The organism is Gracilibacillus salinarum (assembly GCF_022919575.1).
Lineage (GTDB): Bacteria > Bacillota > Bacilli > Bacillales > Amphibacillaceae > Gracilibacillus > Gracilibacillus salinarum.
In genome coordinates this window covers 4,408,648-4,432,870 of sequence record NZ_CP095071.1, presented here as the reverse complement: position 1 = coordinate 4,432,870, position 24,223 = coordinate 4,408,648, and the positions used below count along the sequence as shown (strand labels likewise).

At 39.0% G+C, this 24,223-nt stretch carries 19 protein-coding genes; 2 read left to right on the top strand and 17 right to left on the bottom strand.

All coding sequences use genetic code 11. The features are described 5' to 3' along the window. Window positions 1–1,065: 1,065 nt before the first annotated feature. The 6 genes from MUN87_RS20730 to MUN87_RS20705 form a co-directional block, all read right to left on the bottom strand. Window positions 1,066–2,172 (bottom strand): IS110 family RNA-guided transposase, encoded by a 1,107-nt coding sequence (locus MUN87_RS20730; RefSeq protein ID WP_244743682.1) that lies wholly within the window; start codon window positions 2,170–2,172, stop codon window positions 1,066–1,068. 461 nt (window positions 2,173–2,633) lie between these two features. Further along, window positions 2,634–3,239 carry a YesL family protein gene (locus tag MUN87_RS20725; protein WP_244743679.1) on the bottom strand — a complete coding sequence of 202 codons (606 nt, stop codon included), beginning with the start codon at window positions 3,237–3,239 and terminating at the stop codon, window positions 2,634–2,636. Between the two features lie 89 nt (window positions 3,240–3,328). Beyond that, window positions 3,329–4,336: a substrate-binding domain-containing protein gene (locus MUN87_RS20720; protein ID WP_244748037.1), complete on the bottom strand. Its 1,008-nt coding sequence runs from the start codon at window positions 4,334–4,336 to the stop codon at window positions 3,329–3,331. A gap of 320 nt (window positions 4,337–4,656) precedes the next feature. Then, window positions 4,657–5,832, bottom strand: a complete 1,176-nt coding sequence (locus MUN87_RS20715) for a glycoside hydrolase family 130 protein (protein ID WP_244743677.1) — start codon at window positions 5,830–5,832, stop codon at window positions 4,657–4,659. Beyond that, entirely contained in the window at window positions 5,832–7,004 is a 1,173-nt protein-coding gene (locus MUN87_RS20710) for an AGE family epimerase/isomerase (protein WP_244743675.1), read from the bottom strand. Before MUN87_RS20710 ends, MUN87_RS20715 begins: the two co-directional genes overlap by 1 nt. Window positions 7,005–7,118: 114 nt before the next feature. Continuing rightward, window positions 7,119–8,927, bottom strand: a complete 1,809-nt coding sequence (locus MUN87_RS20705) for an ABC transporter ATP-binding protein (RefSeq protein ID WP_244743672.1) — start codon at window positions 8,925–8,927, stop codon at window positions 7,119–7,121. 167 nt (window positions 8,928–9,094) lie between these two features. On the opposite strand from MUN87_RS20705, the gene MUN87_RS20700 reads away from it, so the two are divergent. After that, window positions 9,095–11,320, top strand: coding sequence for an alpha-galactosidase (locus MUN87_RS20700; protein WP_244743669.1), 2,226 nt, complete (start codon window positions 9,095–9,097; stop codon window positions 11,318–11,320). Window positions 11,321–11,472: 152 nt separating this feature from the next. Here the strand turns inward: MUN87_RS20700 and MUN87_RS20695 are convergent, their stop codons facing one another. The 5 genes from MUN87_RS20695 to MUN87_RS20675 are packed head-to-tail and all read right to left on the bottom strand — an operon-like array spanning window position 11,473 to window position 16,076. After that, on the bottom strand, window positions 11,473–12,246 hold the full coding sequence (locus tag MUN87_RS20695) for a sugar phosphate isomerase/epimerase family protein (protein WP_244743667.1): 774 nt from the start codon (window positions 12,244–12,246) through the stop codon (window positions 11,473–11,475). Window positions 12,247–12,271: 25 nt separating this feature from the next. Next, window positions 12,272–13,318 (bottom strand): Gfo/Idh/MocA family protein, encoded by a 1,047-nt coding sequence (locus MUN87_RS20690; RefSeq protein WP_244743664.1) that lies wholly within the window; start codon window positions 13,316–13,318, stop codon window positions 12,272–12,274. A 10-nt stretch (window positions 13,319–13,328) separates the two neighbouring features. Further along, window positions 13,329–14,297, bottom strand: coding sequence for a sugar phosphate isomerase/epimerase family protein (locus MUN87_RS20685; protein WP_244743662.1), 969 nt, complete (start codon window positions 14,295–14,297; stop codon window positions 13,329–13,331). 16 nt (window positions 14,298–14,313) lie between these two features. Beyond that, window positions 14,314–15,339 (bottom strand): Gfo/Idh/MocA family protein, encoded by a 1,026-nt coding sequence (locus MUN87_RS20680; RefSeq protein WP_244743659.1) that lies wholly within the window; start codon window positions 15,337–15,339, stop codon window positions 14,314–14,316. 14 nt (window positions 15,340–15,353) lie between these two features. Further along, the gene (locus MUN87_RS20675; protein WP_244743656.1) at window positions 15,354–16,076 is read right to left on the bottom strand and encodes a ThuA domain-containing protein; all 723 of its coding nucleotides are present in this window, start codon (window positions 16,074–16,076) and stop codon (window positions 15,354–15,356) included. 218 nt (window positions 16,077–16,294) lie between these two features. Between MUN87_RS20675 and MUN87_RS20670 the strand changes: the two genes are divergently transcribed. After that, window positions 16,295–17,059, top strand: a complete 765-nt coding sequence (locus MUN87_RS20670; protein WP_244743653.1) for a helix-turn-helix domain-containing protein — start codon at window positions 16,295–16,297, stop codon at window positions 17,057–17,059. Between the two features lie 14 nt (window positions 17,060–17,073). Here the strand turns inward: MUN87_RS20670 and MUN87_RS20665 are convergent, their stop codons facing one another. The 6 genes from MUN87_RS20665 to MUN87_RS22570 form a co-directional block, all read right to left on the bottom strand. Then, window positions 17,074–17,751, bottom strand: a complete 678-nt coding sequence (locus MUN87_RS20665) for a response regulator (protein WP_244743651.1) — start codon at window positions 17,749–17,751, stop codon at window positions 17,074–17,076. 183 nt (window positions 17,752–17,934) lie between these two features. Continuing rightward, on the bottom strand, window positions 17,935–18,975 hold the full coding sequence (locus tag MUN87_RS20660; RefSeq protein WP_244743650.1) for a hypothetical protein: 1,041 nt from the start codon (window positions 18,973–18,975) through the stop codon (window positions 17,935–17,937). Between the two features lie 21 nt (window positions 18,976–18,996). Then, window positions 18,997–19,335: a helix-turn-helix domain-containing protein gene (locus tag MUN87_RS20655; RefSeq protein ID WP_244743647.1), complete on the bottom strand. Its 339-nt coding sequence runs from the start codon at window positions 19,333–19,335 to the stop codon at window positions 18,997–18,999. 20 nt (window positions 19,336–19,355) lie between these two features. Next, window positions 19,356–20,477 (bottom strand): glycosyltransferase, encoded by a 1,122-nt coding sequence (locus tag MUN87_RS20650; RefSeq protein WP_244743644.1) that lies wholly within the window; start codon window positions 20,475–20,477, stop codon window positions 19,356–19,358. A gap of 73 nt (window positions 20,478–20,550) precedes the next feature. After that, window positions 20,551–21,003 (bottom strand): YveK family protein, encoded by a 453-nt coding sequence (locus MUN87_RS20645; RefSeq protein ID WP_244743641.1) that lies wholly within the window; start codon window positions 21,001–21,003, stop codon window positions 20,551–20,553. 1,069 nt (window positions 21,004–22,072) lie between these two features. Next, entirely contained in the window at window positions 22,073–22,297 is a 225-nt protein-coding gene (locus tag MUN87_RS22570) for an LPxTATN C-terminal sorting signal domain (protein ID WP_500796466.1), read from the bottom strand. Between the last annotated feature and the right edge of the window lie 1,926 nt (window positions 22,298–24,223).

Below are 24,223 nucleotides of genomic sequence, written 5' to 3'. Positions count from 1 at the left end.
AATACAGTAAACCAGAACAGAAAACTAATCGTTAAGTTAACAAATATAAATAAAGCGGATCCATATCCCATTCTACTCTGCAATTTGTATATTATAATTAGCCTACCTATTACATTCTTCTAAGAAAAAGTGAGGAAATTCAAGCGGTCCTAATTGACTTAATTAATAAACAACTTCCTATAATACGGATTATGTCAACAAAGGCTTTATTGCAAAATAGTCATTCTGATATAATTTATCTGCTCAGCAAAGCTCCGGAAATAGGCTCCGCGTCCTGTGGGCACGACTTCAGCTAATTTATGAAAGAAAATTCTTTTCTTTCATAAATGGATCTTCAGCTCGCGCTGATTCCACGGGAGTCTCCGCCTATTTCCTACGCTAATGGGAAGTACTACAACGATTGGAACAGCTAGAAGCAGTGGTGCTTAGCAATGTATTTCATCAATTAAGGTTTAAATCTTGTAAATAGTGCTTCATATCCTAGTTGTCGCATAAATTGTGGAGCTATACATCAGCGCAGGCCAACCACATAGACTGATATGAACGAAACTGTCAAGTCCCTCTCGCAAACAATGGAAAGTTTCTAATTTTGGGCAACCTTAAGCTAAGAGTCTATGTTGGCTCTTTTTTTAAATACTATTCAATAAGCAGAGATATGCAGAATATCTCCTTCTTCTTAGCTTACCAACTTCTCCTCTCCTATCAAAAGGATTGTCAAGTGTTCTCCTTGACGATCCTTTTGATAGGAGAGACACTTATGCAAAGCTAAGAAATAATGGGATTCACCCTTCCTTTTCAGTTATAAAGGAGGTGAACACACGGCATGAAGGCAAAAATTCTCTGCTCCGATTGGCATACTGATATCCGTGGGTTCTCACATTTTATCTTTCCGTTTCAGGATCTGTCACGAACTCCTGGCGTGCGTTCACTATTAAAACATAGCTAGCACAAGTCTACGTCGTGCGTTATCCTTTACGGTTTTTATCTTTGCCTTCAAGCCCTATATTCATTTCCTTTTATTACAGATCACTTCTTCCTTTTATTCGCGCATGCCTACTTTAATGATTACGTAAATTCATTAGTTGGTTCGTTGGCAATTGCCCATATGAAACCTGCCAACTCTCTCCCAATAGCTGTGATAACTTTACCACTTTCTTTTCCTCGTTGCATTAGTCGGAAATACTTCTTATGCAAGCGTTGTTGGGCATTCCACGAAATAGTTGTAACATTAGCTGGTTGTCCTTTTTGTCTCTTTGCCAACTCTCCTTTCACGGCAGGTGAATAACGATAACTCCATGCAGCCTCAATCAAAAGCCTTCGAACATGTCTATTTCCTGTTCTCGTTATATTACCTTGCTTCCGTATATACCCGCTGGAACTTTCCATCGGCACCAAACCTGTGTAGGCCATAAATTGGCTGGCTTTTTGAAAGCGTTCAAATGAACCGACTTCTGCCACTAAACTAGTTGCGGTGATTAAGGCTACACCTCGAAGTGACATAAGTTTTTGGATCATGGGGGCATGTACACCATTTTCGGCTTCTTCTTTAATAATCTTTTCTAATCGCTTTAATCGTTGTTGAGATTCCCTAAGTAGTTGCACATATTCTTGGAATATGCTCCTTGATGTTAATCGCTTAAATGTTAAGGTGTGAAGCCATTCCCAATATCTCACACTCCATTTTCTGACTCCCGGTTCTTTTCTTCCATTTCTAAGAAGAAAATGGTTTACTCTATGTTTGGCTCTTTTTTCATCTTCCTTCACATCTTCACGTCCCCGAACTAAATCACGTAAAGCCTCATCATCTTCTGTGGGGACAAAAATCGGTGTTAATTCCCCTGCGCGATAAAGGGTTGCCAGATTTAAAGCATCTCGCTTATCGGTCTTCACCTTATCACCAGGTTTCTGAGGGATTAAGGATGGCGCAATAACTTCGCAAGGGATATCCAAATGTGTAAGCAATCGATAGAGTCCATACCCAACAGCTCCGGCCTCATAACAAACTTGAAGCTCTGCGGATTCTCCTAATTTCTTCATTATCTTATCAATGGCTCCTACTGTATAGTCAATCATCCCAATATACCTTGGTTTAGAACGTCCTTCATCCGCAACGGCTACTGCAATTTTCTCTTTCGATACGTCTAATCCTACATATTTTGTGTTATACTTCATGGTACTAGCTCCTTTCGTATTTTAGCTCTGATTTGGGTTTTCATTTCATTTACGCTATACCCGGATTAACCTTCGATAATACGAAAAGGGGCTAGTTTCGTTCATAATAACTCCCGCGGGACAGGCAGGCGCTGAAGTGGTTGGCCGAAGCGGTATCCTAGCACATGAATCATTTCAAAATAAACGCTAAGCAGTTGACATAATCCATATTATAGGAACTCCATTTTATCTTCTTTATCGTAGTACGCTGCATGAAGTCGCCTAGTTTCTAAGCTCCCACGTGGAGTTGATTCCTGCCAGAAAGTGGACGAAGCCTTAACATTTTCTGTACTTATCAAAAAGATCTACACAAATTACTTAAACAAGCGTTACCAGATACTTTCTTGTACACAAAAACGGCCGGGCACATGCTGGCCGGCCATTTTTCTATACTTTTACAGACAGTTTATCTTAAAGATAAATCAAGAAGTAGCATCACGTTGAAGGGGATGCTTGAAATTTCGGAATAACAAAGACATGCTGATACTAAACAGACATGGTCCGAACGCAAGGAACGCTATAAGATTCCAGTATAAAAGCAAATACAATATAACGGTACAGAACAAAATAGCAATCGATAACAACGGTTTTTTGAACGACGTTACAAAAGCTAATGCAAAAGCATCTTTTGTACGATAATGATAGAAAATAAAGTAATAAAGTACAAATACGACAATTAAAATCAAAAGTGCAATCATATAGAACAATACAATCATGAAGGCTAAACGCATAGCCAGGTCTGAACGAGTTAGATAAAACAGCGTAACTTGCAGTAATACCAAGAGGATCGTAATTGCAAAAGATACACCACGATACGAACGGTATTTATTATAACACTCACGAAAAATCTCTTTTATCTCCTCATCTGATGGTTGAAATAAGACGATTTTAGTTGTTTCCCACAATGCCGCTGTCGCAGGAATGAAACTATACACAATGATCCCTCTCAACAAATAGATCCAATAATAAAAACTAATTCGGAACAGACTATAGATAAATTGAAATAATCGCTGAATCGACTCACTCATAACTTACACTTCTTTCTGTAACTGAATGGAATGCTGATATCTTCTCAATTAAGTTCATAAAGCAAAACCAAGACAAAAGGCGCCTTGGTTTACTTCCTTTCCTTTACGGAATCTCGATAAATGATTTTCCCTTTAACCGCCAGTCTTCCGAACGAGGCAGTTGGATTCTCCATTTTTTCGCAAATGAATTTCACTGCATTTTTTGCCATCTCTTCGACATCTACTTCTACTGTAGTTAAATTCGGCGTAGTTAACGTGGCATATATGTCATTATCAAATCCGACAACAGAGCAATCTTCCGGTACTTTGTATCCATCATCACGCAAGCGCTCCATCAACAAATGCGCAACCTGATCACAATTACAAACAAAAGCTGTCGGCATATCTTCGGGTAAATCAAACGTAATAAAGGCTCCTCTTTCATCACGATCACTGATAACGTAGTCCTGATCCAGCTGAATTCTATGCTCTAACAGCGACTTGTAATAGCCTAAAAACCGATCCTGTATGCTGCTAGTCGAAAAAAGATTTCCAACATACGCTATATCCCGGTGTCCTTGTTTGATTAAATAATTGGTTATTTCATACGCACCATTAAAGTTATCGGTAATTACAGCATCAACATTGCTATTTTCATCGTAGAAATCTAAAAATATCAATGGCATGCCTAACTTTTTCATATGATTAATATAATCCGACTTGGGCTGCCCTAATAAAACAAAACCGTCCACTCGCTGTTCATGATAAATACGAGGCAGCTTTAATTGTTCTTCATCTTCATCCGTCATAATATGGATAATCGCATAATACCCATATTCCTCAAGTTGCTGCGCAATGGATTGATATACTTTGAGATAGAAGGATTGTGACATACCGGTGTACCGCTCAGGAATAATCACGCATATATTATAGGATTTTCCATCCTTCATTGACTTGGCAACCGCATTGTAACGGTAACCCATCTCATCTGCTAATGATTTTATTTTCTCTTTTAATTCATCACTGACGCCTTCCTTATCATTTAGTGCTTTTGACACCGTAACACTACTTACATTTAAGCGTTCAGCAATGTCTTTCATCGTGACATTTACTTTCATTTTTTCACCCCAATTCATGCTTTTCACATATCTTTTTTCCTATCATATCACTTTTTTATATTAATTACTTTAATATTTTACTTTAGATTAAGTAAATATAGAATAAAGTAAGACTTTGATCAGCGGGGATTTTTGACCACCCACTGATCATTAGCGAAACTTATCAGGGTGGTAGCGTCTGTCCACTCCCACTTAGTTTCTTTGTGATACTCGAAGCGTGAAGCAGGAGTCTTACAGACGGTTAGCACCGTGATAAATAGAAAACCTACACCTATGACCCTTCATAAGTGCAGGCAAACGATATGGCCACAAAGGAAGTATTAGCCCTTTAACAATGCCTCATTCTGTACGATTAAATCCTTTCTTTGCTGTGCATTGTCTAATGAACGATATCGATCTTCCGGCGTATGGAATGTATAATCTATTAATTGCTCTACCGTCGTAGTTGCAACATGAACTCTTGTATCACTCGATGCATAATAAATAAATACATCATTATTTTCATCAACGATCACGCCGTTACAGAAGATAACATTGGATACATCGCCCACTCTCTCTTCGTCATAAGGCGCAATAAAATGCCCGCCAGGAAGAGCGATTAATTGGGTAGGATCTTCTAAACTTGTTGCAAAAGTATACAATACATAACGTAATCCAGCCGCTGTATTGCGTACTCCGTGAGCAATATGAATCCAGCCTTTCTCTGTTTTGACAGGAGCGGGTCCTTGGCCATTCTTCACTTCATAGATCGTATGATATTTCTTACCATGAATCACTTTCTCTTCCTTGATAACAGGATTGGTGATATCTTGGGTAAGACCAAATGCAATACCTCCACCAGAGCCTGTTGATATAAAACCATCTTGAGGTCGAGTATAAAAAGCATACTGCCCCTCTACAAACTCAGGATGTAACACGACATTACGCTGCTGAGGTGAAGGAGTCTGGATATTCGGAAGTCTTTCCCACTCCTTCAAATCTTTCGTTCTGACAAGTCCTGCCTGCGCTACTGCACTAGACGTATCAAACTCCCCAGCATTCGGATCTTTACTTTCCGAGCAATAGATGCCATATATCCAGCCATCCTCATGCTTCACTAATCTCATGTCATATACGTTCGTTTCCTTTGGATCGATATCTTGCCAAACAAGCGGACTATCAATAAACGAAAATTGATCAATACCATTATCACTAACTGCCAAGGCAAAAGTAGACTTACGATCTACTCCCTCAAGACGAACCACCATATAATACTTACCCTGATGATAAATCGCACCAGGATTAAACGTTGCATTGACACCTAATCGTTCCATAAAAAACGGGTTGGTTTCTTTGTTTAAATCAAATCGCCAATGTAATGGGACATGATGACGCGTCAATACGGGTTGTTGATATTTTGTATACACACCATTATAAAAAGTAGAATCTGGATGATTTTTTTGATTAATTAATTGTTGTTGTTCTTCCAGCAATGAATAATATTTCTCGTGGATCATTAGACCAACACCCTTTCAATAAATTCTAAACAAAATCTGCTATTATGGTACGATGTCTTCCAAGGTTCACCGACTGATCTTTCTGTCGGCTTTCCATTCGCTTCTATTGACCAATACCATTCACCATTCTCCCGGTTGTCGACAATATTTTGTTTAATATAGTCCCATAGCTTTATTATTAATTGCTCAAACTTCAGGTCATCCGTATGCTGATAAGCATTCAGGAAGCCAACCATCGCTTCAGCCTGCACCCACCAGATTCTGGTGTAATCGTACTCCCCATTGACCTGCTCATTAATTAGAGAGCCATCCTCCCGCATCGCATAATCAGCAATATTATAAGCAATATCCAAAATCATCTTGTCATAGTTAGGGTCATCTACATTAATTGTTTTCACTGTTTCATCCATCAGCCAACTCGCTTCTATATCGTGGCCGAATGACTTCATATCCACTAACGATCGCCACTCTTTATCAAAAAACACACCCAAAAATTTGGTTTGCTCATCATAGATTTTTTTATAATGCACCTGTAGCAGATCATGTAATCGTTGCTTCAGATCCTGATTGGGAGATGCTTTATAAAGATTTGTGTATGCTTCTAACACATGGATATGTGTATTCATGGTTATCTCCGCTATAACACCGTTTTCACTGAGCATTTCATTATCAACAGGATGCCAAGCGCGGTCAAACTCTTCCATATAGGCTTGATTTTCCTTATCATAGCCCTTTTCCTCAATTAGATGATAGATTTCCATAGCCAAGTCTAACGCTTCCTGCGATTGACTGACACGATAGTACTCACTCAAGGCATATATCGCAAACGATTGGGCATATACATGCTTTCTTGTATCCTTCGGTTCACCACGAAAATCTACTAACCAATAGATACCTTTATGTGTTCGATCATAAAGTTTATCACGTAAAAATGCATACAAATGATCGGCATATTCGAAATATTTTTCATTATTTGTTACACGATAAGCAGAAGAAAAAGTCCAGAGAAACCTTGCTGTTGCAATGCCTCCTTTATCTGCCTCCTTCTCTATTTGTAATGAATAATCTACCTCGCCATAGAAACCACCATTTTGTTCATCTTTTAAGTTCATCCAGAATGGGAGAATTTTATGCTCAAGATGGTCTTTGACCTCCATTGCTAATTGTTTCATAAGTCTCAACCCTTTCGTTGTTTATCGATAACTTAATAAATTAATACTAATTAACTTATCGATAATTGTCAATTACTTATTTGAACTTCCCTTCATTTTGAAAGAACATCCACCTCACCCGAAAGAAGACTGTGCCGCTTCAGATGCCATCTTTATTTGATAGAACTCTCCCTTGTTTGCAAGTAATTGATCATATCTTCCCGATTCTACGCATTGACCATTTTTCATCACAACAATACGATCGGCATCACGAATAGTTGACAATCGATGGGCTACAATAAAAGTGGTTTTCCCTTTTACTAATTCATGCATCGCATCCTGAATTAGTTTCTCCGATACATTATCAAGTGCTGACGTTGCTTCATCTAAGATAACCATTTGCGGATTTCGAATAAAGGCACGAGCAATCGCAATTCGTTGTCGCTGCCCACCAGATAATCGGTCACCATGCTCTCCGATCTTTGTATCCAAACCATCAGGTAACTCGTTGATAATATCTTGCAGGTTCGACATTTTGACCGCTGCCTGCACTTCCAGATCGCTGACCTCTGCTAATCCGTAGGTAATGTTATCCCTAATGGAGCCAGAAAATAAGATCGTATTCTGTGGCACAACCGCTATCTTTTTTCGAAAACTTCGCATGCTTACATCATCCATTGGAATGCCATCAATCAAAATGCTTCCTGAAGTCGGACGATAGAATCCAGTGACAAGATTTAAAATAGTAGATTTCCCTGCTCCTGATTCTCCGACAAAAGCAATCGTCTCCCCAGGTTTCACTGATAAGCGAAAGGATTCAAGCACATGTTTATCTGTATCTCGATATTTAAAATAAACATTATCAAATTCGACTGCACCATCTAAATGTTTCAGCTTCATTTTCCCTTGGTATTCCTGCGTTTCTTTAGCAAATAAAATCTCAGAAATGGAATGAACGGATTCGAAGCCTTTCGCCAATTGCGGATAAATATTGATCACACCAGAAATCGACATCAAAATTTGTGTAAAGTAAGTTTGATAGAGCACAACATCTCCGATTGGGATTCGTCCCTGATAGGCTAAATAAACGGTAAATAACAAACACATCACCTGAAACAATTGAAAGGCGACCCAGTTACTCGCTCCAAAGAACGCTTCCGTTATATCTAACTTGTATCCTTTTCCCCTTACATGGTGAAGCAGTGAGTCCATCTTGTTAATTTCTACTTTTTCCAGACCATGGGCTCTTGTTACTGGTATCATTTCTACTGTCTCCGCTACTTGCCCAGACATTTCTTCCACTTGTTCACGAAATTCACGATTTCTTCTATTTAATTTCCCACGAAAGAAATAGACAATGACTATCGAAATTGGAATAGCAATCAGGAAAAATGATGTAACTGACCAGCTTCGATTTGCAGTAACAGCTATAGCAACAATTACATTCATGAGAGCAGGCAACACACCTAACATTGTCTGTTTGGACATTATTTCGATCATTTCTACATCACGAAGAACTTTCGCTTGCAGTTTACCTGAACGTAACTCACCATGGTAAGAAATAGAAAGATGTTGCAACTTCCGAATTAAAGTACTTCTCAAACTTGCTTCAACATGTCGAATCGCTTTACTCATAAAGCTGATATGTAGAATCTGACTAGGTAAATTCTGAATAATTACAACCGTTAGTACGATAATATTGATCCATATCACTTGAATGTCCTGTTCACCAGGATTAGCCGCAAAATTAATTAAATTAGCTGTAACTATTGGCAATATCCATACCGGTGAATGTTTCAATAAAAAGAATAAAAAAGAAACAAATAGTTTCATATAATGACCACGGTACATAACATGCAACGTCTTGAACAGCCTCCCTTTTACATCCTGCTGTTCTTCAAACCTCTTTTCGAAATCCAGGGAGATCCCATTATCTTGAGGCATAATGCCACTCCTTTTTTAAATTACTTAATCCATTAGGTAATATATTAAAACGTAAACATCGGGTTTGTCTATCATTATTTATGTATTACATCATATTTTTTTGACAAGACATCGAAAGTTTACTATATTACAATAAGTAAACGTTAACTTAAAATGGAGGTTTTATCATGCCGATAGCTATTAATAGAGACCAAAAAGAATTTCACCTCTACAATGATCACATCAGTTATATTTTCCGTGTGTTAGAAAAAAGCGAACAATTGGAACATCTATATTTTGGTAAGCGAATACATCACAGGAAATCATTTGAGCATTTAATCGAGCGTGAAGTTCGTCCTTCCTGTAATATGTTCGAAGGAGATCATACGTCCTCGATGGAACATATCAAACAAGAATACCCAAGCTTTGGTTCAACTGATTTCCGCTTTCCTGCTCATTCGATCATTAGTGAAGATGACGGTCATATCACCAACTTTACTTATGATGAATGCCGCCTTTATCAAGGGAAAAAATCGCTGCACGCTTTACCAGCAACATATACAGAAACAGACTCAGAAGCAGATACGTTGGAGATAGATTTAGTTGATGACATCCTTCAGTGCCGATTAACTTTATCTTATACCGTCTATCAGAACAGGAACGTCATTACTCGTCATGCTACCTTTAGAAATGAAGGGAAACACAATTATGCCCTTGATCAGGCAATGAGTATGAGCCTTGACCTTCCAGATGATAAGTTTGACATGCTGCACTTACAAGGTGCTTGGGCAAGAGAGGCACACGTCGAAACAAAAAGACTATCAAAGGGCATTCAGTCAATCTACAGTAATCGCGGAGCAAGCAGTCACGTCTTTAACCCGTTCATCGCTTTAAAAAGATATAATGCCGATGAACAGAACGGTGAAGTTTACGGCTTTAGTCTTGTGTACAGTGGGAATTTTCTTGCGCAGGTAGAGGTTGACACATATCAGGTTAGTCGTGTCACGATGGGGATTAACCCGTATCGTTTCCGTTGGCAGTTACAACCCGGCGAGAGCTTCGAGACACCAGAATGTGTAATGGTTTACAGCGAGAATGGATTAAACGGAATGAGTCAAACCTATCATAACCTTTATCGAGAACGCCTTGTACGAGGATACTGGCGTGACAAAACCCGGCCAATTCTGATTAATAATTGGGAAGCGACCTATTTTGATTTTAACGAAGAGAAGGTAATCGAAATCGCAAGTACCGCCAAAGAATTAGGTATAGAATTATTTGTATTAGATGATGGTTGGTTCGGCAAAAGAGACGATGATTCCAGTTCACTCGGAGACTGGTTTGAATATGAAGAAAAGCTACCAAATGGAATTGATAGTTTATCAGAAAAAATAGAAGGTTTAGACATGCGGTTTGGACTTTGGTTTGAACCTGAAATGGTATGTAAGGATACAAAATTATATGAAGAGCATCCTGATTGGATTATTGCCACTCCAAACCGACGTGCTTCACATGGCAGAAATCAATTTGTGCTAGACTTCTCCCGGCCTGAAGTGGTTGATTATATTTATGACCTGATAGACCGAATGATCTCCAAAGCAAAAATTTCTTATATTAAGTGGGATATGAACCGCTATATTACCGAAGCTTACTCGCAAGTACTGCCAGCTGATCAACAAGGAGAAGTTTACCATCGCTATATTCTAGGAGTCTATGATTTATATGAGCGACTTATCAACAAACACCCTGAAATATTGTTCGAATCGTGTGCTGGCGGTGGTGCCCGCTTCGATCCAGGCATGCTGTATTATGCTCCACAGACATGGGCCAGCGATGATACGGATGCAGTTGAACGACTAAAGATCCAATATGGAACTTCAATGGTTTATCCATTAAGCGCAATCGGAAGTCATGTCTCAGCTGTCCCTAATCACCAGGTAGGACGACATACTCCTATGGATACACGAGCAGCAGTCGCTTATTTTGGGACATTCGGATATGAATTAGATATTACAACACTTGCAGATATGGACAAAGCAAAAGTAAAAGAGCAAGTAGCTTTCTTTAAAGAGCATCGCCAGTTAATAAGAGACGGAGAGTTCCATCGTCTGCTCAGTCCTTTCGAAGGAAATGAAACGTCTTGGATGGTAGTCAGCACAGATAAAGAGGAAGCAATTGTTGGCTATTATAAAACGTTAGCAACACCTAATGAAGCATATCAGCGAGTAAAATTAGCAGGACTAGATCCAAATAAGCTGTATCAAATAAACGATTCCACAACGCATTATGGCGATGAATTAATGAACGTAGGCATCATCCTCGCCGGTGATTACACCGATCGCGCCGGTGACTATTGGAGCCGTGAACACCCCGGAGATTACCAGGCAAAACTATTTGTCTTGAAAACTGTATAATAGTTTTCAAGACAGAAGAAAAATTGCAACTACCCATAATGCAGATTATGTCAAGTGCTTAGTGGTTATTTTGAAATGATTTGCTTTCCTGTCGTATACACAAAAAGGTTCCGGTTATCAGCGTGTGATAAGCGGAACCTTTTATTAATAAGTTATTTGGTAACTTCGTTTTTGATAACGTTTTTTAGCTCGGTGACATTTACTTTTGCGCTTTCTAATGGATCACCATCGAATTGTTCCTGTTCGATGACATACCAGTTCACACCAGTTTCTTCACCTTTTTGCCACAATGAAGCAATGTCTAATGTCCCTTTACCAATCTCGATGCTTCGCTTCTTTCCATCCTCCACTGTCATATCTTTAATATGCAGTGACACTACTTGGTCATGATAAGCATCAATCGTCTGAATCGGCTCATAACCTGCATGTGTAATCCAATAACAATCCAGCTCCATTTTCACGTACTCTTTATCTGTTTCTTCAAATAGAATATCAAAGCCTCTTTTACCATTCCCTAAATCAAAAAACTCCATATCATGATTATGATAAGCAAAGGTAAATCCCGCTTCTTTACATTTACGACCAATTTCGTTTAATTCTAGTGCAGCTCGGTAATAAGCAGATTCATCCGTTCTTAATTCATCTGGTAAAATCGGACAAATGATCAAATCATTGCCGATAGTACGATTGTAGTCTAAGGATGATTCTAATTGTTCTCCAGTTAAACTATCAAAAGGCATGTGACTGCCGGCTGCAACCAAGCCAGACTCATCCATTACTTTCTTTAATTCATCTGCAGGTGTGTCAAAGAACCCAGCAAATTGAACCGCCTCATAGCCCATGTCTCCAAGTTTTTTTAATGTTCCGAGAAAATCTTTGGATGTATGATCACGCACAGAATATAATTGAATTGCTATTTTCCCCATTTTTAACGCTCCTCTTCAATATGAATTATAGATTAATCGCTTTACCCGTTTCCGCTGATTGATATAACCCGTCGATTATTTTTTGAATATTTGTTCCTTGTTTGGCGAATTGATCCGTTACATTTCCATTGATACAATCTTTCACGAAGGCATGAATCTCCTGATGATGGGCATGCGCCTCAGGTAAATAAGCTGGCGTAATATCGATTAAGGTATCATGCTTTTCCTGGTACATTTTTAACGGAAAAATATCGGCACCGCCTTTATTCCCCATTAAAGATACCTGCATTGTGTCTCGTTTTTCTACATTAGCAGCAAAAGCTGATTCCAAGACTAATGATGCTCCGTTTTCAAACGTGATCATACCTACCGCCATATCCTCGACTGTATAGTTTTGATAGTCCCACTCCCCTAATAAACCGACACCTTTTTTGGTACCAATTTGCTGATGGGTTTTACCGAGTACGACGGCCGGTTCAGGGTATCCCATCAAATATAGGGCAGTATCGAGCATATGCACACCAATATCAATTAATGGACCTCCACCTTGTAACTCTTTATTGGTAAAGACACCCCAGCCTGGAATACCGCGTCGTCTGATTGCCTGCACACGTCCTGAATAAATCTCACCAAGCTCACCAGCATCAATAAAGCGTTTAGCTGCTTGCGTTTCTGCCTGAAAACGATAATGGAAACCATACATTAATAGTTTGCCAGATTCACTTGCTGCCTCTTCCATCTCTTTTGCTTCGATTTGGTTCATTGCAGGTGGTTTCTCACACAATACATGACACCCAGCTTGTAATGCAGCGATAGCGGCATCCTTATGAAATTTATTAGGTACACACACACTGACCGCGTCTAAATTCGCTTCAGCAAGCATTTGCTCATATTGCTCATAAGCGTGCTCGATTTGATGTGTTGCTGCTACTGCCTTTGCCTTGTCATACACCACATCTGCTACTGCAACGATTTCGACTTGATCCGCTATTTGACTGTATGCCGGAATGTGCACATCCGTTGCTATACCACCGGCACCGATTAATCCAATCCGTAATTTTCCCACCGTCATATTCCTCCTCTTATGCCCACCACATATCGGTCGGGCTTTCCTTAATATTTACCGCTTGTAAATTATCAACCGCTCGTTTGAATCCTTCATCTATCGACATAATCGGATCTTCGTGTTCGATACTGATAACGTAATCATAGCCGAACGTGCGAAGTGCGCTTATCATATTTGACCATTCCTCAAGACTGTGTCCACAGCCAACCGAACGGAAATTCCAAGCTCTTGTTTGAATATTGCCATAAGGCTGCATATCTGTCAGACCATACATGTTGACATTATCCTGATCAATGTATGTATCTTTTGCATGAAAATGATGAATGGCATTTTCTTTTGCCAAAATTTTGATTGCAGCTACCGGATCAATTCCTTGCCACCATAAATGACTCGGATCAAGGTTGGCCCCAATCGCAGGACTTGTTTGTTCTCGCAACTTTAACATCGTATAAGGCGTATGGACGAGAAAACCTGCATGGAGCTCAATTCCAATTTTTACACCATGTTTGTCTGCCAAAGCACCAATTTCCTTCCAATATGGAACTAATTTTTCTTCCCATTGCCACGTTAAAACGTCAGCATATTCATTCGGCCACGGTGCAACCGGCCAATTTGGCGCTTTTGCATTTTCGTGATCCCCTGGAGTTCCAGAAAAACAATTGACTACAGGTACACCTGTCAGACCAGCTAACTCAATCGTTTTTCTTAGCACCTCATCACTTTCCTTCGCGAAAGACTTATCAGGAGTAAGTGGATTGCCATGACAACTAAAAGCACTGATCGTCAATCCTCTTTCTTCAACCGCTTGCAAATATTGTGCTCGTTGATCTGGATCTGCTAACAATTCATCTATTTTACAATGTGCATCACCAGGATAACCTCCTGTGCCAATTTCAACAGCATCTAAGCCGCTTGCTTTTACATGGTCGAGCATTTCTTCAAATTTCTTCTCTGCAAATAAAACAGTAAATACACCTAGTTTCATTGTTAATCTCCTTTCTTTACAGACGAACCATTTGTTTTGACTGATTGGATTGTAAGGCACCAAGAATAATTTTTAGAGACCGCAAGCCCTCTTCTCCATCAATTAATGGTTGTTTATCCTGTAAGATACTATCGATGAAATGATCAACGACACCGGAAGAGGTTTGACCCCCGCTATCATTCGTCTGGATCTGTCCTAATTGATAATTCACCTTCGTACCATCGGTAAACGAAGCAATTAAACTGTAGTCAGGGTCGTCTTCTAAACGGAGCATACCTTTCTCCCCATGTATAACCGTGGCATTGTCCTCCCCAGCCTTATAAGCCCAACTGGCAGTCAGTGTACCAATAATTCCGTTCTCACTTCGCAGAATGGTTACCGCTTGGTCATCAACATCACTATTCTCTTTCGCTGAAGCTTCTACCATTGCTGCTACTTCGGTAAATTCTGTATTTAATACATAACGAATCACATCTGATTTATGGACACCCAGATCACCTAATGCACCAATGAATGCTTCTTCTTTTCGAAAAAACCAGCTGTCCTTACCATCGATACTCCACCCTTCAGGTCCACCATGACCGAAAGCCGTACGAAAGCTGTACACTTTGCCTAATTCCCCATTCGCAATCAGTTCTCGTGCCTTTTGGTGACTAGGGACAAATCGCTGGTTATGCGCAATCATCAGTTTTTTGCCCGCTGCTTTACTGGCTTCAATCATTTGCTTCGCTTCCTCTTCAGAAGTTGCCATTGGTTTCTCACATAACACGTGCTTACCATTTTCAGCGGCAAAGATTGAAACCGGTGCATGCAAATAATTAGGCAAACATACACTGACTACATCTGCACCGGATTCCGTTATTGCTTGTTTATAATCTGTATAAGCTGTAGCCTGATAGTCTGCCGCAGCTGATTGAGCACGCTCTTCTTTGGTATCACAAACTGCCACAATTTCCACTTGCTGATTTGCTTGATATTCTGGTAGATGACGGTGAATCGCAATACTTCCACAGCCTATCACCGCTACTTTTAATTTTGTCATTGCTTTACTCCCCTTTATCCTTTTGGTTTAATTTCTTCGATTGCTTTAGCATTTCCGTAAGTTGAGATATCACGCTGAACCGGTTGCGCCCAGCGGACAGCATTTTTTATCACACGTTGAACGCCCTCATGATAGTAGGTTGGATATGATTCATGACCCGGGCGGAAATAGAAAATTTTTCCGTGTCCGAGTTTATATGTACAACCTGAGCGGAATACTTCTCCACCTTCGAACCAGCTGACCAGTACCAATTCATCAGGAGCCGGTATATCAAAATGTTCTCCATACATTTCTTCTTTCTCAATTTCTATATATTCTCCTATTCCTTCAACAATTGGATGAGTTGGATCCACTACCCACATTCTTTCTTTTTCATCCGCTTCACGCCATTTTAAATCACAGCTTGTGCCCATCAACTTCTGAAATATTTTAGAAAAGTGGCCTGAGTGCAGCACAATTAAGCCCATTCCTTCCAGTACTCGCTGGTGAACTTTTTCAACAATATGATCTTCCACTTCATGATGGGCCATGTGTCCCCACCATAGCATTACGTCTGTGTTCACCAGACGTTCCTCTGTTATACCGTGATCGGGTTCATCTAATGTTGCCGTTTCAACCGAAATGTCATCGGTTTCAAGAAATGACTGAAGTGCACGGTGAATGCCTTCCGGATAAATATTTGCTACTTTCTCGTTATGCTGTTCATGGCGATATTCATTCCATATAAGAACTCTCATCGTTATACTCCTTTACTTATCCTATTTGCGCAATATTTGATAAAATAATAATACTAATGGTTAGTCACTTGTTATATTGTCACTTTTTGTTAACCCTTACATATGCGCAATGATTTGATTATTATAGTAAACGAAAATAGACTTCTTGAACATAAATGATATAATCATAACATGAACTATTTTGCTATAAATCAATAATTTTTTTAGGAGTAGATACAATGAAAATTGGATTTTGTGGATATTCGTATCATGATCAGCGCTTTTACACTTCCCATCATTCCCGCTATAACTCCTATTTGTTTCGATTGCAGACGGAAGGACAGGCGCAAGTACTTGTCCATCAACATACACAAAATGTTGAAAAAGGAGATTTATTAATTATTAAACCAGGGGAAGAATACCAGCTTCATGTCGAATCTGGTCAGCAAAGCGGGGACTTTAATTTATACTGTGAAGGTGAGTGGATAGATGCCCGTTTTAAGCAAGCACCTACTCTAACCAATATAATAGTAGATGATGCAGTGCTTGACCTTTGGCATCACCTGATTATTGAAGAAAGAAGGCCTGAAAAAGAAAGAAACAGCGAACTTACCAATTATTTGGTCAGTGCACTGTGTGTCGCCTTAGAAAGGGCAATAGATAAACGGTCTGATCCGTTATACCGGCCATATGTTGTAACGAGAATGATGCGTTTCATTGAAGAAAACGCAACTAAACAAGGATTAAAAGTAGAAGATATTGCTGATCATTGTAACTTGAGTATTTCAAGAAGTGTTCACCTATTCAAAGAACATATCGGAAAAACGATGATCGAATACGCACAATCGATTCGAGTGTCTGCGGCTATAAACCAGATGAAATACACGACAATGACCCTCGAAAACATTGCACAAAATTGTGGATTTGGCTCGTATTCTTATTTTCATCGAGTGTTTAAAAAGCATTACCAACTATCTCCACGTGCATATCGCGATAAAATGTAACAATTAACCGTCAATTAACCTGTCATATCAGAGAGCATTTGCAAGAGCTCCACTCGATTCTTAATATTTAATTTCTTATAAATAATGGACAAATAGTTTTTGACGGTCCCTTCACTAATACCCAGTTGATCCGCAATCATTCGGTTCGTCCAGCCTTTTTTCATTAATTGAATGATCTCTAGTTCTCGATTGTTCAAATCTTTATTATGACTGAAACGTTCTTTAATATAATGCAACGAACTTTCTCTCTCAATCTTTAATAAAGATTCCAACCGTTGTGAGAAATATTGCACCAGTTTTTGAGGAGCTACAAATTTACCATCGATTATGAATCGTAATGTATCCTTGAACTCATCCAGGCCGGAACTTTTTAATATATAGCCATCAGCTGATACAGCTAGGACTGTTTCAATCGATTCTTCGTCGTCATACGCCGATAACAACACTACTTTTATATTAGGATACAGTTCTTTTAATTTCTTTGCGCATTGCAAGCCATCCAGCACAGGCATGTGAATATCCAATAAGACTAAAAATGGACGAATTTCTTTTTCATCAATAAAATCAAGCACTTCCTGCCCGTTCTTTAACGTCCCGATTACCTGAAATTCATCCATGTCCTCTACAAAATTTGTGATCATATCACGAAAAAGCGTCTGAGATTCTGCGACCACTACCGTATGTTTTGTCATTAACTCACTCCTCCTAAACGTCTGGTAAGTATAATTTCTCACAAAAACATTACCTTTATTCCTATTCGTTACTTTATTATAACGTATATTTAATTCGTTTTAAAGAACAAATTAGTTTTATTTTACTATTTCTTCGTACTTTTCTATCATACCCAGCTTTCTTTTCAACCAAACCCATTTCTACTATACACTGTTTGACTTTCTTTCAGCCTGTCGAATGGCCTGGATCGCGTTTAGCCATTTTGTCATAGCACATGACTTCTCATAAAACATATTATCGTCCAGTTTTACAATAGGCTTTTGTAACAATTCTGCCTCATGTCTGATCGATAATGATTGATTCCATTCAATATACAGATCAGATAATTGTAAATAGGGGTAAATATTTGTTTTTTGACCGATAAAGATAAATGGATTACCGAGTTGATATATTGCTAATTGTTGACGAAGTAATGCTTCAAATTGGTTGTCCCCATATATATACCATATGAGCCCTTTTTGTATTTTAAACATTCTATAGCAAAAATAACTGAATTGTTTCACTTGCCAAATACTTTGGAAATTGTTTGGCGTCAATAGTTTTATACCTTTGCTCTGTACTGGCAGTATTTCAAGATTCGCAATCGCCGATAAAGTTTCTGGGTAATAGGAATCTTTGTAGTATCTGTAATGGTGTGATTCTTGCTCCTTTCGTTCTTGATAACAAGACAAGGATGATGTATACAGACGATCTTGTTCGCGAAGTTCAGGAAAAGAGTTCTGACTATAATCAAGCTTCCGGACAGGTGCATAGTATATTTTTTTCTTTGCGTTCACAAGCTGGGCGACATAGCATGCTGTAAGTCCATCTGACAGACTAATAGCTTCATCAAACGTTTCCTGTATTGGTGTAAGTTTATCCTTTACGTTTTGCCAATACAAAAGTGCTAATGATGGAAAATTATATTGTGCTTTTCGAATGTGAGCAGGGATGGATAGGCCTCTCGACCAAAAATACCAATCCTTCTCTTCAGCTGGCAATTGGACAGATTCGGTCAACGAATAATGTAGCGGTGTCAACAATTTTCCTAACTTCTGCAATGCAGCTTGCAAGTCTGGATGGTTTTCAAAAAGCTTAAAATAGATGTTCACTCCCGAACCAGTATGGCGACGAATTAAATGTAACTGATGGTCGATGGACAGTCCAGGATCGAATGGATCAATTATGATTAATATCCTTTTCATCTTCTCTCCCCCTTCTGCCATTCATTTTTTCTCTTTTTGGTCGTTTCTCCATTTGATAAATTCAAAAACAATTCGATATTCGTCTAAATCAGATGAAGTTATTCCTAATTCCTCTAATTTAGAAATAAAATGTTGCCACATAAGATCATCTTTCGTACGGGGCTTTTTCTCATCTAATAATGTAATGAGATCGACTTCTAATACATCTGCTAATTTCTCAATAATATGTATAGATGGGTTATCATTAAGGTTGCGTTCAATATTACTTAAGTATGATTTGGAAATATCAGCTCTTTCAGCCAATTCAGATAATGTTAAATTTTTCTTTTTTCTAATGCGGTTTATATTCTTCCCTATCATCTATCCAACCTCAACTCCTCTTAGATTCCTTGATCACGAAGCTCCAAGTAGGTATTCTCCGCCCTCTTGGCAACTGTGTGAATGTCGAGACCCTTCTTTTTCAGGATAGTTATTTCTGTGGGTTTTCGATATTGCTTTTCATGAATAGCATGGATTGACTCGATCCATCGAGCTTTATCATGTAATGGGATAAACTGAATTAATTTGTTACCTACATCTAATTCTCGGGACATACGATCACTTGCGAGGGTTGGTATTCCTGCATGTTGAGCCTTTACAACCGAAGTGGGAAACCCATCATGCAAGGAAGGATAAACGAAGACGTCAAATGCATGCATCCACTTGTCTGCATTCTCCCTCCAGTTGATCACTTCGACAAAATCCTGTAATCGGTATTGTTTTATTTTTTCTAATATCGCTCCCTTTACTGGACCATCCCCAACTAAAACCAGCTTAGTTTGCGGAATTTTGCGCCTAAATCCTACAAAAAGATCGATCAGAAAAGCATGATTTTTTTGCAGACTAAATGCTCCTGCATGACCGATAACAAAATCACTCTGTTTGACTTTTAATGCTTGACGAACTTGTTTTCTCGCTGAACCGGAAAAAGAGATTTGGTCTAAATCGAACGCATTGTGAATAACGCTTGCTTCTTTGGCCTTATGTTTAAATAACCATTTCGCTGCTTCCTTCGAACAGGCAAAATAATGGGTGGCAACGACTGGTACTAGTCGCCCACTCAAGGAATAAACCCATTTACGCTCGCCCTTCAGTTGCGCCCCTGTATCGTGACTGTGTGCTATTCGAACTGGAATACCGACTCGCATCGCTTCTATTAAAGGGAACGCATTTAATTGATCTAAATGACAGTGCGTTATAATATAAAAACGGTGCCCTTTAAAAAATTGCCGTAAGCTCTGCTTGTATTCTTTCCAGCCAACTTCCCTTAGTGACGATATTCGATAGAGATGCCCCCCTAATGTTCGGACTTCTTCATCCAATTCACCTTCTGTCGTAGTTAAAAAATCAAATTGTACTTTATTTCGATCAATGTTTCGATACACATCTAAAATCATCGTTGCTATTTCACCGTGATCAAGGCGATCAACCACGTGAAGAATTCGCAAAGCATTCTCCATCATTTTTTCTTTCTCCTCCATTCCGGCACTTATTGTTCATTTTAAAGAACAGTCAAACCAAAAAATATAGTGCTGACTATTGATCAACGTCTTTCGCAGCACTCGATAATAATTGTACGCTTTCAATATTTAATACCGTAGCAAGATCATTTTTTGCCAAGCGTGCTAATGTGTTAGCGATCAACTGTGACTGATTGCTTTTATTATCTATTACTGATATACGCAGTACTTGTGCATCAGCCACTATTTGAACAGATACCTTTTCTTCCAGCTCATGGACCGTGTATGGAAGTTGCAATTCTTTAACTAATTTGGCAAGCATAGCCTGACCAGACAGCATGACAGCAAGATTACTAATTGCTTGACTATCGTCTGATTCTACCAGTATTTTTGCTGTGGCCTGGTGTAACGGTGAGGTTGGTGCTTCACCCCAAGCAAGCCCAATCGACAGCAATAGAAATAATACCAAGGTAACTATCGTATATTGAAAACGTTTGTTATTATGTCGTATTCTTTTTTTGCTTCTCATTTTATATCCCTCATCAAATTCATTATAACGAACAAAACATGCAAATAAAAAAACATCCAACACATTATAACAAACCATTAATACTTTATAAAGAACGCAACATTATAATCTCATGATTCTATCAGATTGTCAACACCTATTTCTATTGATGAAACAGGCAAAACCCCTCCTCCCTCACTAGTCACCTCTCGTATATAACAATAAGCCGGCTATTATCATGAAGTGATCACTTTTGCTATTATAAAATTCAAATTCTAGCCGGACCTAACTGACAAACTAATATACAACTACCTATAATATGGATTATGTAAACTAGCCATCGCTAGCCAAGCATCCATATTGAGATATTTAATGTGTTGGGATACCGCTCCGTCCAACCACTCCGCGTCCTGCGGGGCACGGCTGAAGCTAACTTTGTGAAGAAGGGCACTTCACAAAGTGGATCTTCAGCGCCTGCCTGTCCCGCGGGAGTCTACGTGGTTGTCCTACGCTAGGATAGGGAATGTACAACTTTTGTAAGAGGTAGCATATTGATCACTGTATATATAACAGGAATGGAATGAATATCATAATGCTTAGAACCACTGCTTTTAGCTGTTCCATACGTTGTAGCACTTCCCTTAAGCGTAGGAAATAGGCGGAGACTCCTCATGCCTCAGCGCGAGCTGAAGATCCATTTAGTTTGTGCCTGCGTCTGAAAGTATCGCTTCGAAGAGAGCTTCCTCGGCACAAGGCAGCAAGGAAGTAATTCAAGTAGTAGCCTAGCTGGAGCCGTGCCCACAGGACGCGGAGCCTATTTCCGGAGCTTTGCTGAGCAAATAAATTATATCAAAATGGCTATTCTGCAATACAGCCTTTGTTTACATAATCCATATTATAGGAAGCCAATTTTTAAAATCTTGATTATCTTCTGTCATTCAACTTCATTATAATGAATATATACTGTCTGGTCTTATACTCGGTTCATCCTAAATTTTCACTACGTCGCACTTCTCCATTGCTAAAATTTTATGCTTTCCTACTGTATTATAAATGAAGCCCCACCTTAGTGGAGCTTCGCTTAAAATGCTTATTTATTTCTTTGCAGCTTTCTTCGATAAAGATAGATCATCAATAAACCTCCGGCTATCAATACAATACCTATTAGTAAAAAATTAAATAAATTTGTCGCTGTTTCTGGCAATGAGGATGATTCTCCCGTATCTTGATTACGACTATCTGTAGTTGTTCCCACTTGATTGTTTTCTGTATCGCCGTTGACTGCTTGCTCGGTTATCTCGAAGACACCATACATACTAAAATGCTCTACAGAACTCGTAAACTGATGATTGTCTGTATCATATTGACCTTTCAAATACTCCTCTTTCTTCCCATCGTTATTTAGATAAACTAAGCGTAATAATTCTTCTGAAGTAACACGCGCAGAGTCTATATCAAGGGAAACGATCACTGGAGTATTTCCGAAGTTCTCGATTTCTTCTCCATCTACTACTAATTTAAATGAAATCAAATCGGATAATGCATCTTTATGCTGCTCTTTCAAATTGGCATCTACCTCTTGAAAGAAAAACTCTACTTCACTTTCTGATAAAATAAGTTGCTTCGGGAGCAAAACACTTGCTTGTCCATTCGTAATTTGAAGGTACGTATCTTTCTCCATACTTTTTATAAAGCCCGATTTGATGTTAAAATAATCATTTGCTTTTGGATAGTCATAAATATAATCTTGTTTGTCTGTTTGATTAAGATCATTAATGACATAAGTTTCATTCTCCACCACTTCTAATTGATTAATCGCTTCTTTAAGCAACGTAACAGCTTGATCGATCTCTTGCTGTGTTTTGGCATCGTTTAGTAACTGCTCTACACCAGTAATTACCTCAGTTAATGAAGCAAAGGATGCATCAGTATACACTTCCTCCACATTCGTATACCCTTTTGCCGAATTCAGTAATTCTTGTAAAACGGATGCATCTATTTGTGAAGGAACCGTTTCTTCCAGACGATCGATTGCATCTTTCAAACTTGCTGATGCCTTGTCAATTTCTGTTTGATGGATAGCAGTTTCTAACGCCTTCTCTGCTTGTTCGATAGTAGCAGTGAGTAATGCAAAGCTGTCCTCCGTATATAATTGATCCACGTTATCGATCAATTGTGCTTCTGTTAGAAGAGCTTGTAATTCTTTTGTTTCTAATACTTGTGCTGGTTCTTTCAGATTTATTATTGCTTCTGATAATGCGGTGAGAGCAGCTTCCATTTCTTCCTGTTTGACTGCAGATTCTAACACCAATTCAGCATTCTCAATTGCCTGTTTTAAGACTATGAAACTCTCTCCACTGTAGGAATGATCGTCGTTGGAAATTTGCTTCGCTTCAGCTAACATCGATTCTAAGTCCGTTTTATCCAATAAAGGTCCGATATAATAGATTTCCAAGCCATTTATACGCTCTGCTATACCTAGATTCAACTGACCATCCTTTACATAGGCATATGTTTCAAACTCTGCAAATTCCCCTTGTCCTGAGGATACCGCGTCCTTAATTTCCGTTCCTTCTACCTTAAAACTAGTACGGTTTGATGCTATGTTGTCTCCAGTTATGGTTTTCAATCGGTATATTCCATTTCGGAGGTCAACCTTAAACTGATAATCCTCTCCGATCACAAAGTCCCTGCGAAGATGATCAGGCTCACCTCGATCTCTTTCATCTACCGTTTGATCTAAACCATATCCCAGCTCTTCTGTATAGATCAACGAGTTCGCTACTTGAATTTGTCCATACTGTACAGGGCTTGAATCAGAGCCAAAATCAAATTTGCGTTGATAATCATCTGTACTTACAATCTCTACCCCATTTACACGAGCCCATTCACCTTCAAAATAAATATTTAACTGGCCATCGGTTACTTCAACCGTTTCCTCATATGTGAGAAATTCTCCTGCTGCAGATCTCTCTCCACCTCGAATCTCTCCTTCTTCTAATGTAAAGCTGGTAGTATTCGAATCTAATTCTGCACCAGTAATAATTCGGACGTCATACATTCCATCTTCCAAGTCGGTGATAAATTCTTTTTGGTTGGTAAGAATGAAATCACGTAACAAATCATTTTTCTTTTCTTGATCACGAAAACCATCTGTACCCTCTTTAAAACCATATCCCAATTCATCACCGTATACTAATTGATCGGTAACACGTTTGTATCCATTTGCCAGTGGTGAACC

What these genes read in the sequence shown, in the direction of transcription:
- MUN87_RS20730 (WP_244743682.1), bottom strand. Translation starts at nt 2,172, where the DNA reads ATGAAGTATAACACAAAATATGTAGGATTAGACGTATCGAAAGAGAAA.
- MUN87_RS20725 (WP_244743679.1), bottom strand. Translation starts at nt 3,239, where the DNA reads ATGAGTGAGTCGATTCAGCGATTATTTCAATTTATCTATAGTCTGTTC.
- MUN87_RS20720 (WP_244748037.1), bottom strand. Translation starts at nt 4,336, where the DNA reads ATGAAAGTAAATGTCACGATGAAAGACATTGCTGAACGCTTAAATGTA.
- MUN87_RS20715 (WP_244743677.1), bottom strand. Translation starts at nt 5,832, where the DNA reads ATGATCCACGAGAAATATTATTCATTGCTGGAAGAACAACAACAATTA.
- MUN87_RS20710 (WP_244743675.1), bottom strand. Translation starts at nt 7,004, where the DNA reads ATGAAACAATTAGCAATGGAGGTCAAAGACCATCTTGAGCATAAAATT.
- MUN87_RS20705 (WP_244743672.1), bottom strand. Translation starts at nt 8,927, where the DNA reads ATGCCTCAAGATAATGGGATCTCCCTGGATTTCGAAAAGAGGTTTGAA.
- MUN87_RS20700 (WP_244743669.1), top strand. Translation starts at nt 9,095, where the DNA reads ATGCCGATAGCTATTAATAGAGACCAAAAAGAATTTCACCTCTACAAT.
- MUN87_RS20695 (WP_244743667.1), bottom strand. Translation starts at nt 12,246, where the DNA reads ATGGGGAAAATAGCAATTCAATTATATTCTGTGCGTGATCATACATCC.
- MUN87_RS20690 (WP_244743664.1), bottom strand. Translation starts at nt 13,318, where the DNA reads ATGACGGTGGGAAAATTACGGATTGGATTAATCGGTGCCGGTGGTATA.
- MUN87_RS20685 (WP_244743662.1), bottom strand. Translation starts at nt 14,297, where the DNA reads ATGAAACTAGGTGTATTTACTGTTTTATTTGCAGAGAAGAAATTTGAA.
- MUN87_RS20680 (WP_244743659.1), bottom strand. Translation starts at nt 15,339, where the DNA reads ATGACAAAATTAAAAGTAGCGGTGATAGGCTGTGGAAGTATTGCGATT.
- MUN87_RS20675 (WP_244743656.1), bottom strand. Translation starts at nt 16,076, where the DNA reads ATGAGAGTTCTTATATGGAATGAATATCGCCATGAACAGCATAACGAG.
- MUN87_RS20670 (WP_244743653.1), top strand. Translation starts at nt 16,295, where the DNA reads ATGAAAATTGGATTTTGTGGATATTCGTATCATGATCAGCGCTTTTAC.
- MUN87_RS20665 (WP_244743651.1), bottom strand. Translation starts at nt 17,751, where the DNA reads ATGACAAAACATACGGTAGTGGTCGCAGAATCTCAGACGCTTTTTCGT.
- MUN87_RS20660 (WP_244743650.1), bottom strand. Translation starts at nt 18,975, where the DNA reads ATGAAAAGGATATTAATCATAATTGATCCATTCGATCCTGGACTGTCC.
- MUN87_RS20655 (WP_244743647.1), bottom strand. Translation starts at nt 19,335, where the DNA reads ATGATAGGGAAGAATATAAACCGCATTAGAAAAAAGAAAAATTTAACA.
- MUN87_RS20650 (WP_244743644.1), bottom strand. Translation starts at nt 20,477, where the DNA reads ATGATGGAGAATGCTTTGCGAATTCTTCACGTGGTTGATCGCCTTGAT.
- MUN87_RS20645 (WP_244743641.1), bottom strand. Translation starts at nt 21,003, where the DNA reads ATGAGAAGCAAAAAAAGAATACGACATAATAACAAACGTTTTCAATAT.
- MUN87_RS22570 (WP_500796466.1), bottom strand. Translation starts at nt 22,297, where the DNA reads ATGTATGGTGTCTTCGAGATAACCGAGCAAGCAGTCAACGGCGATACA.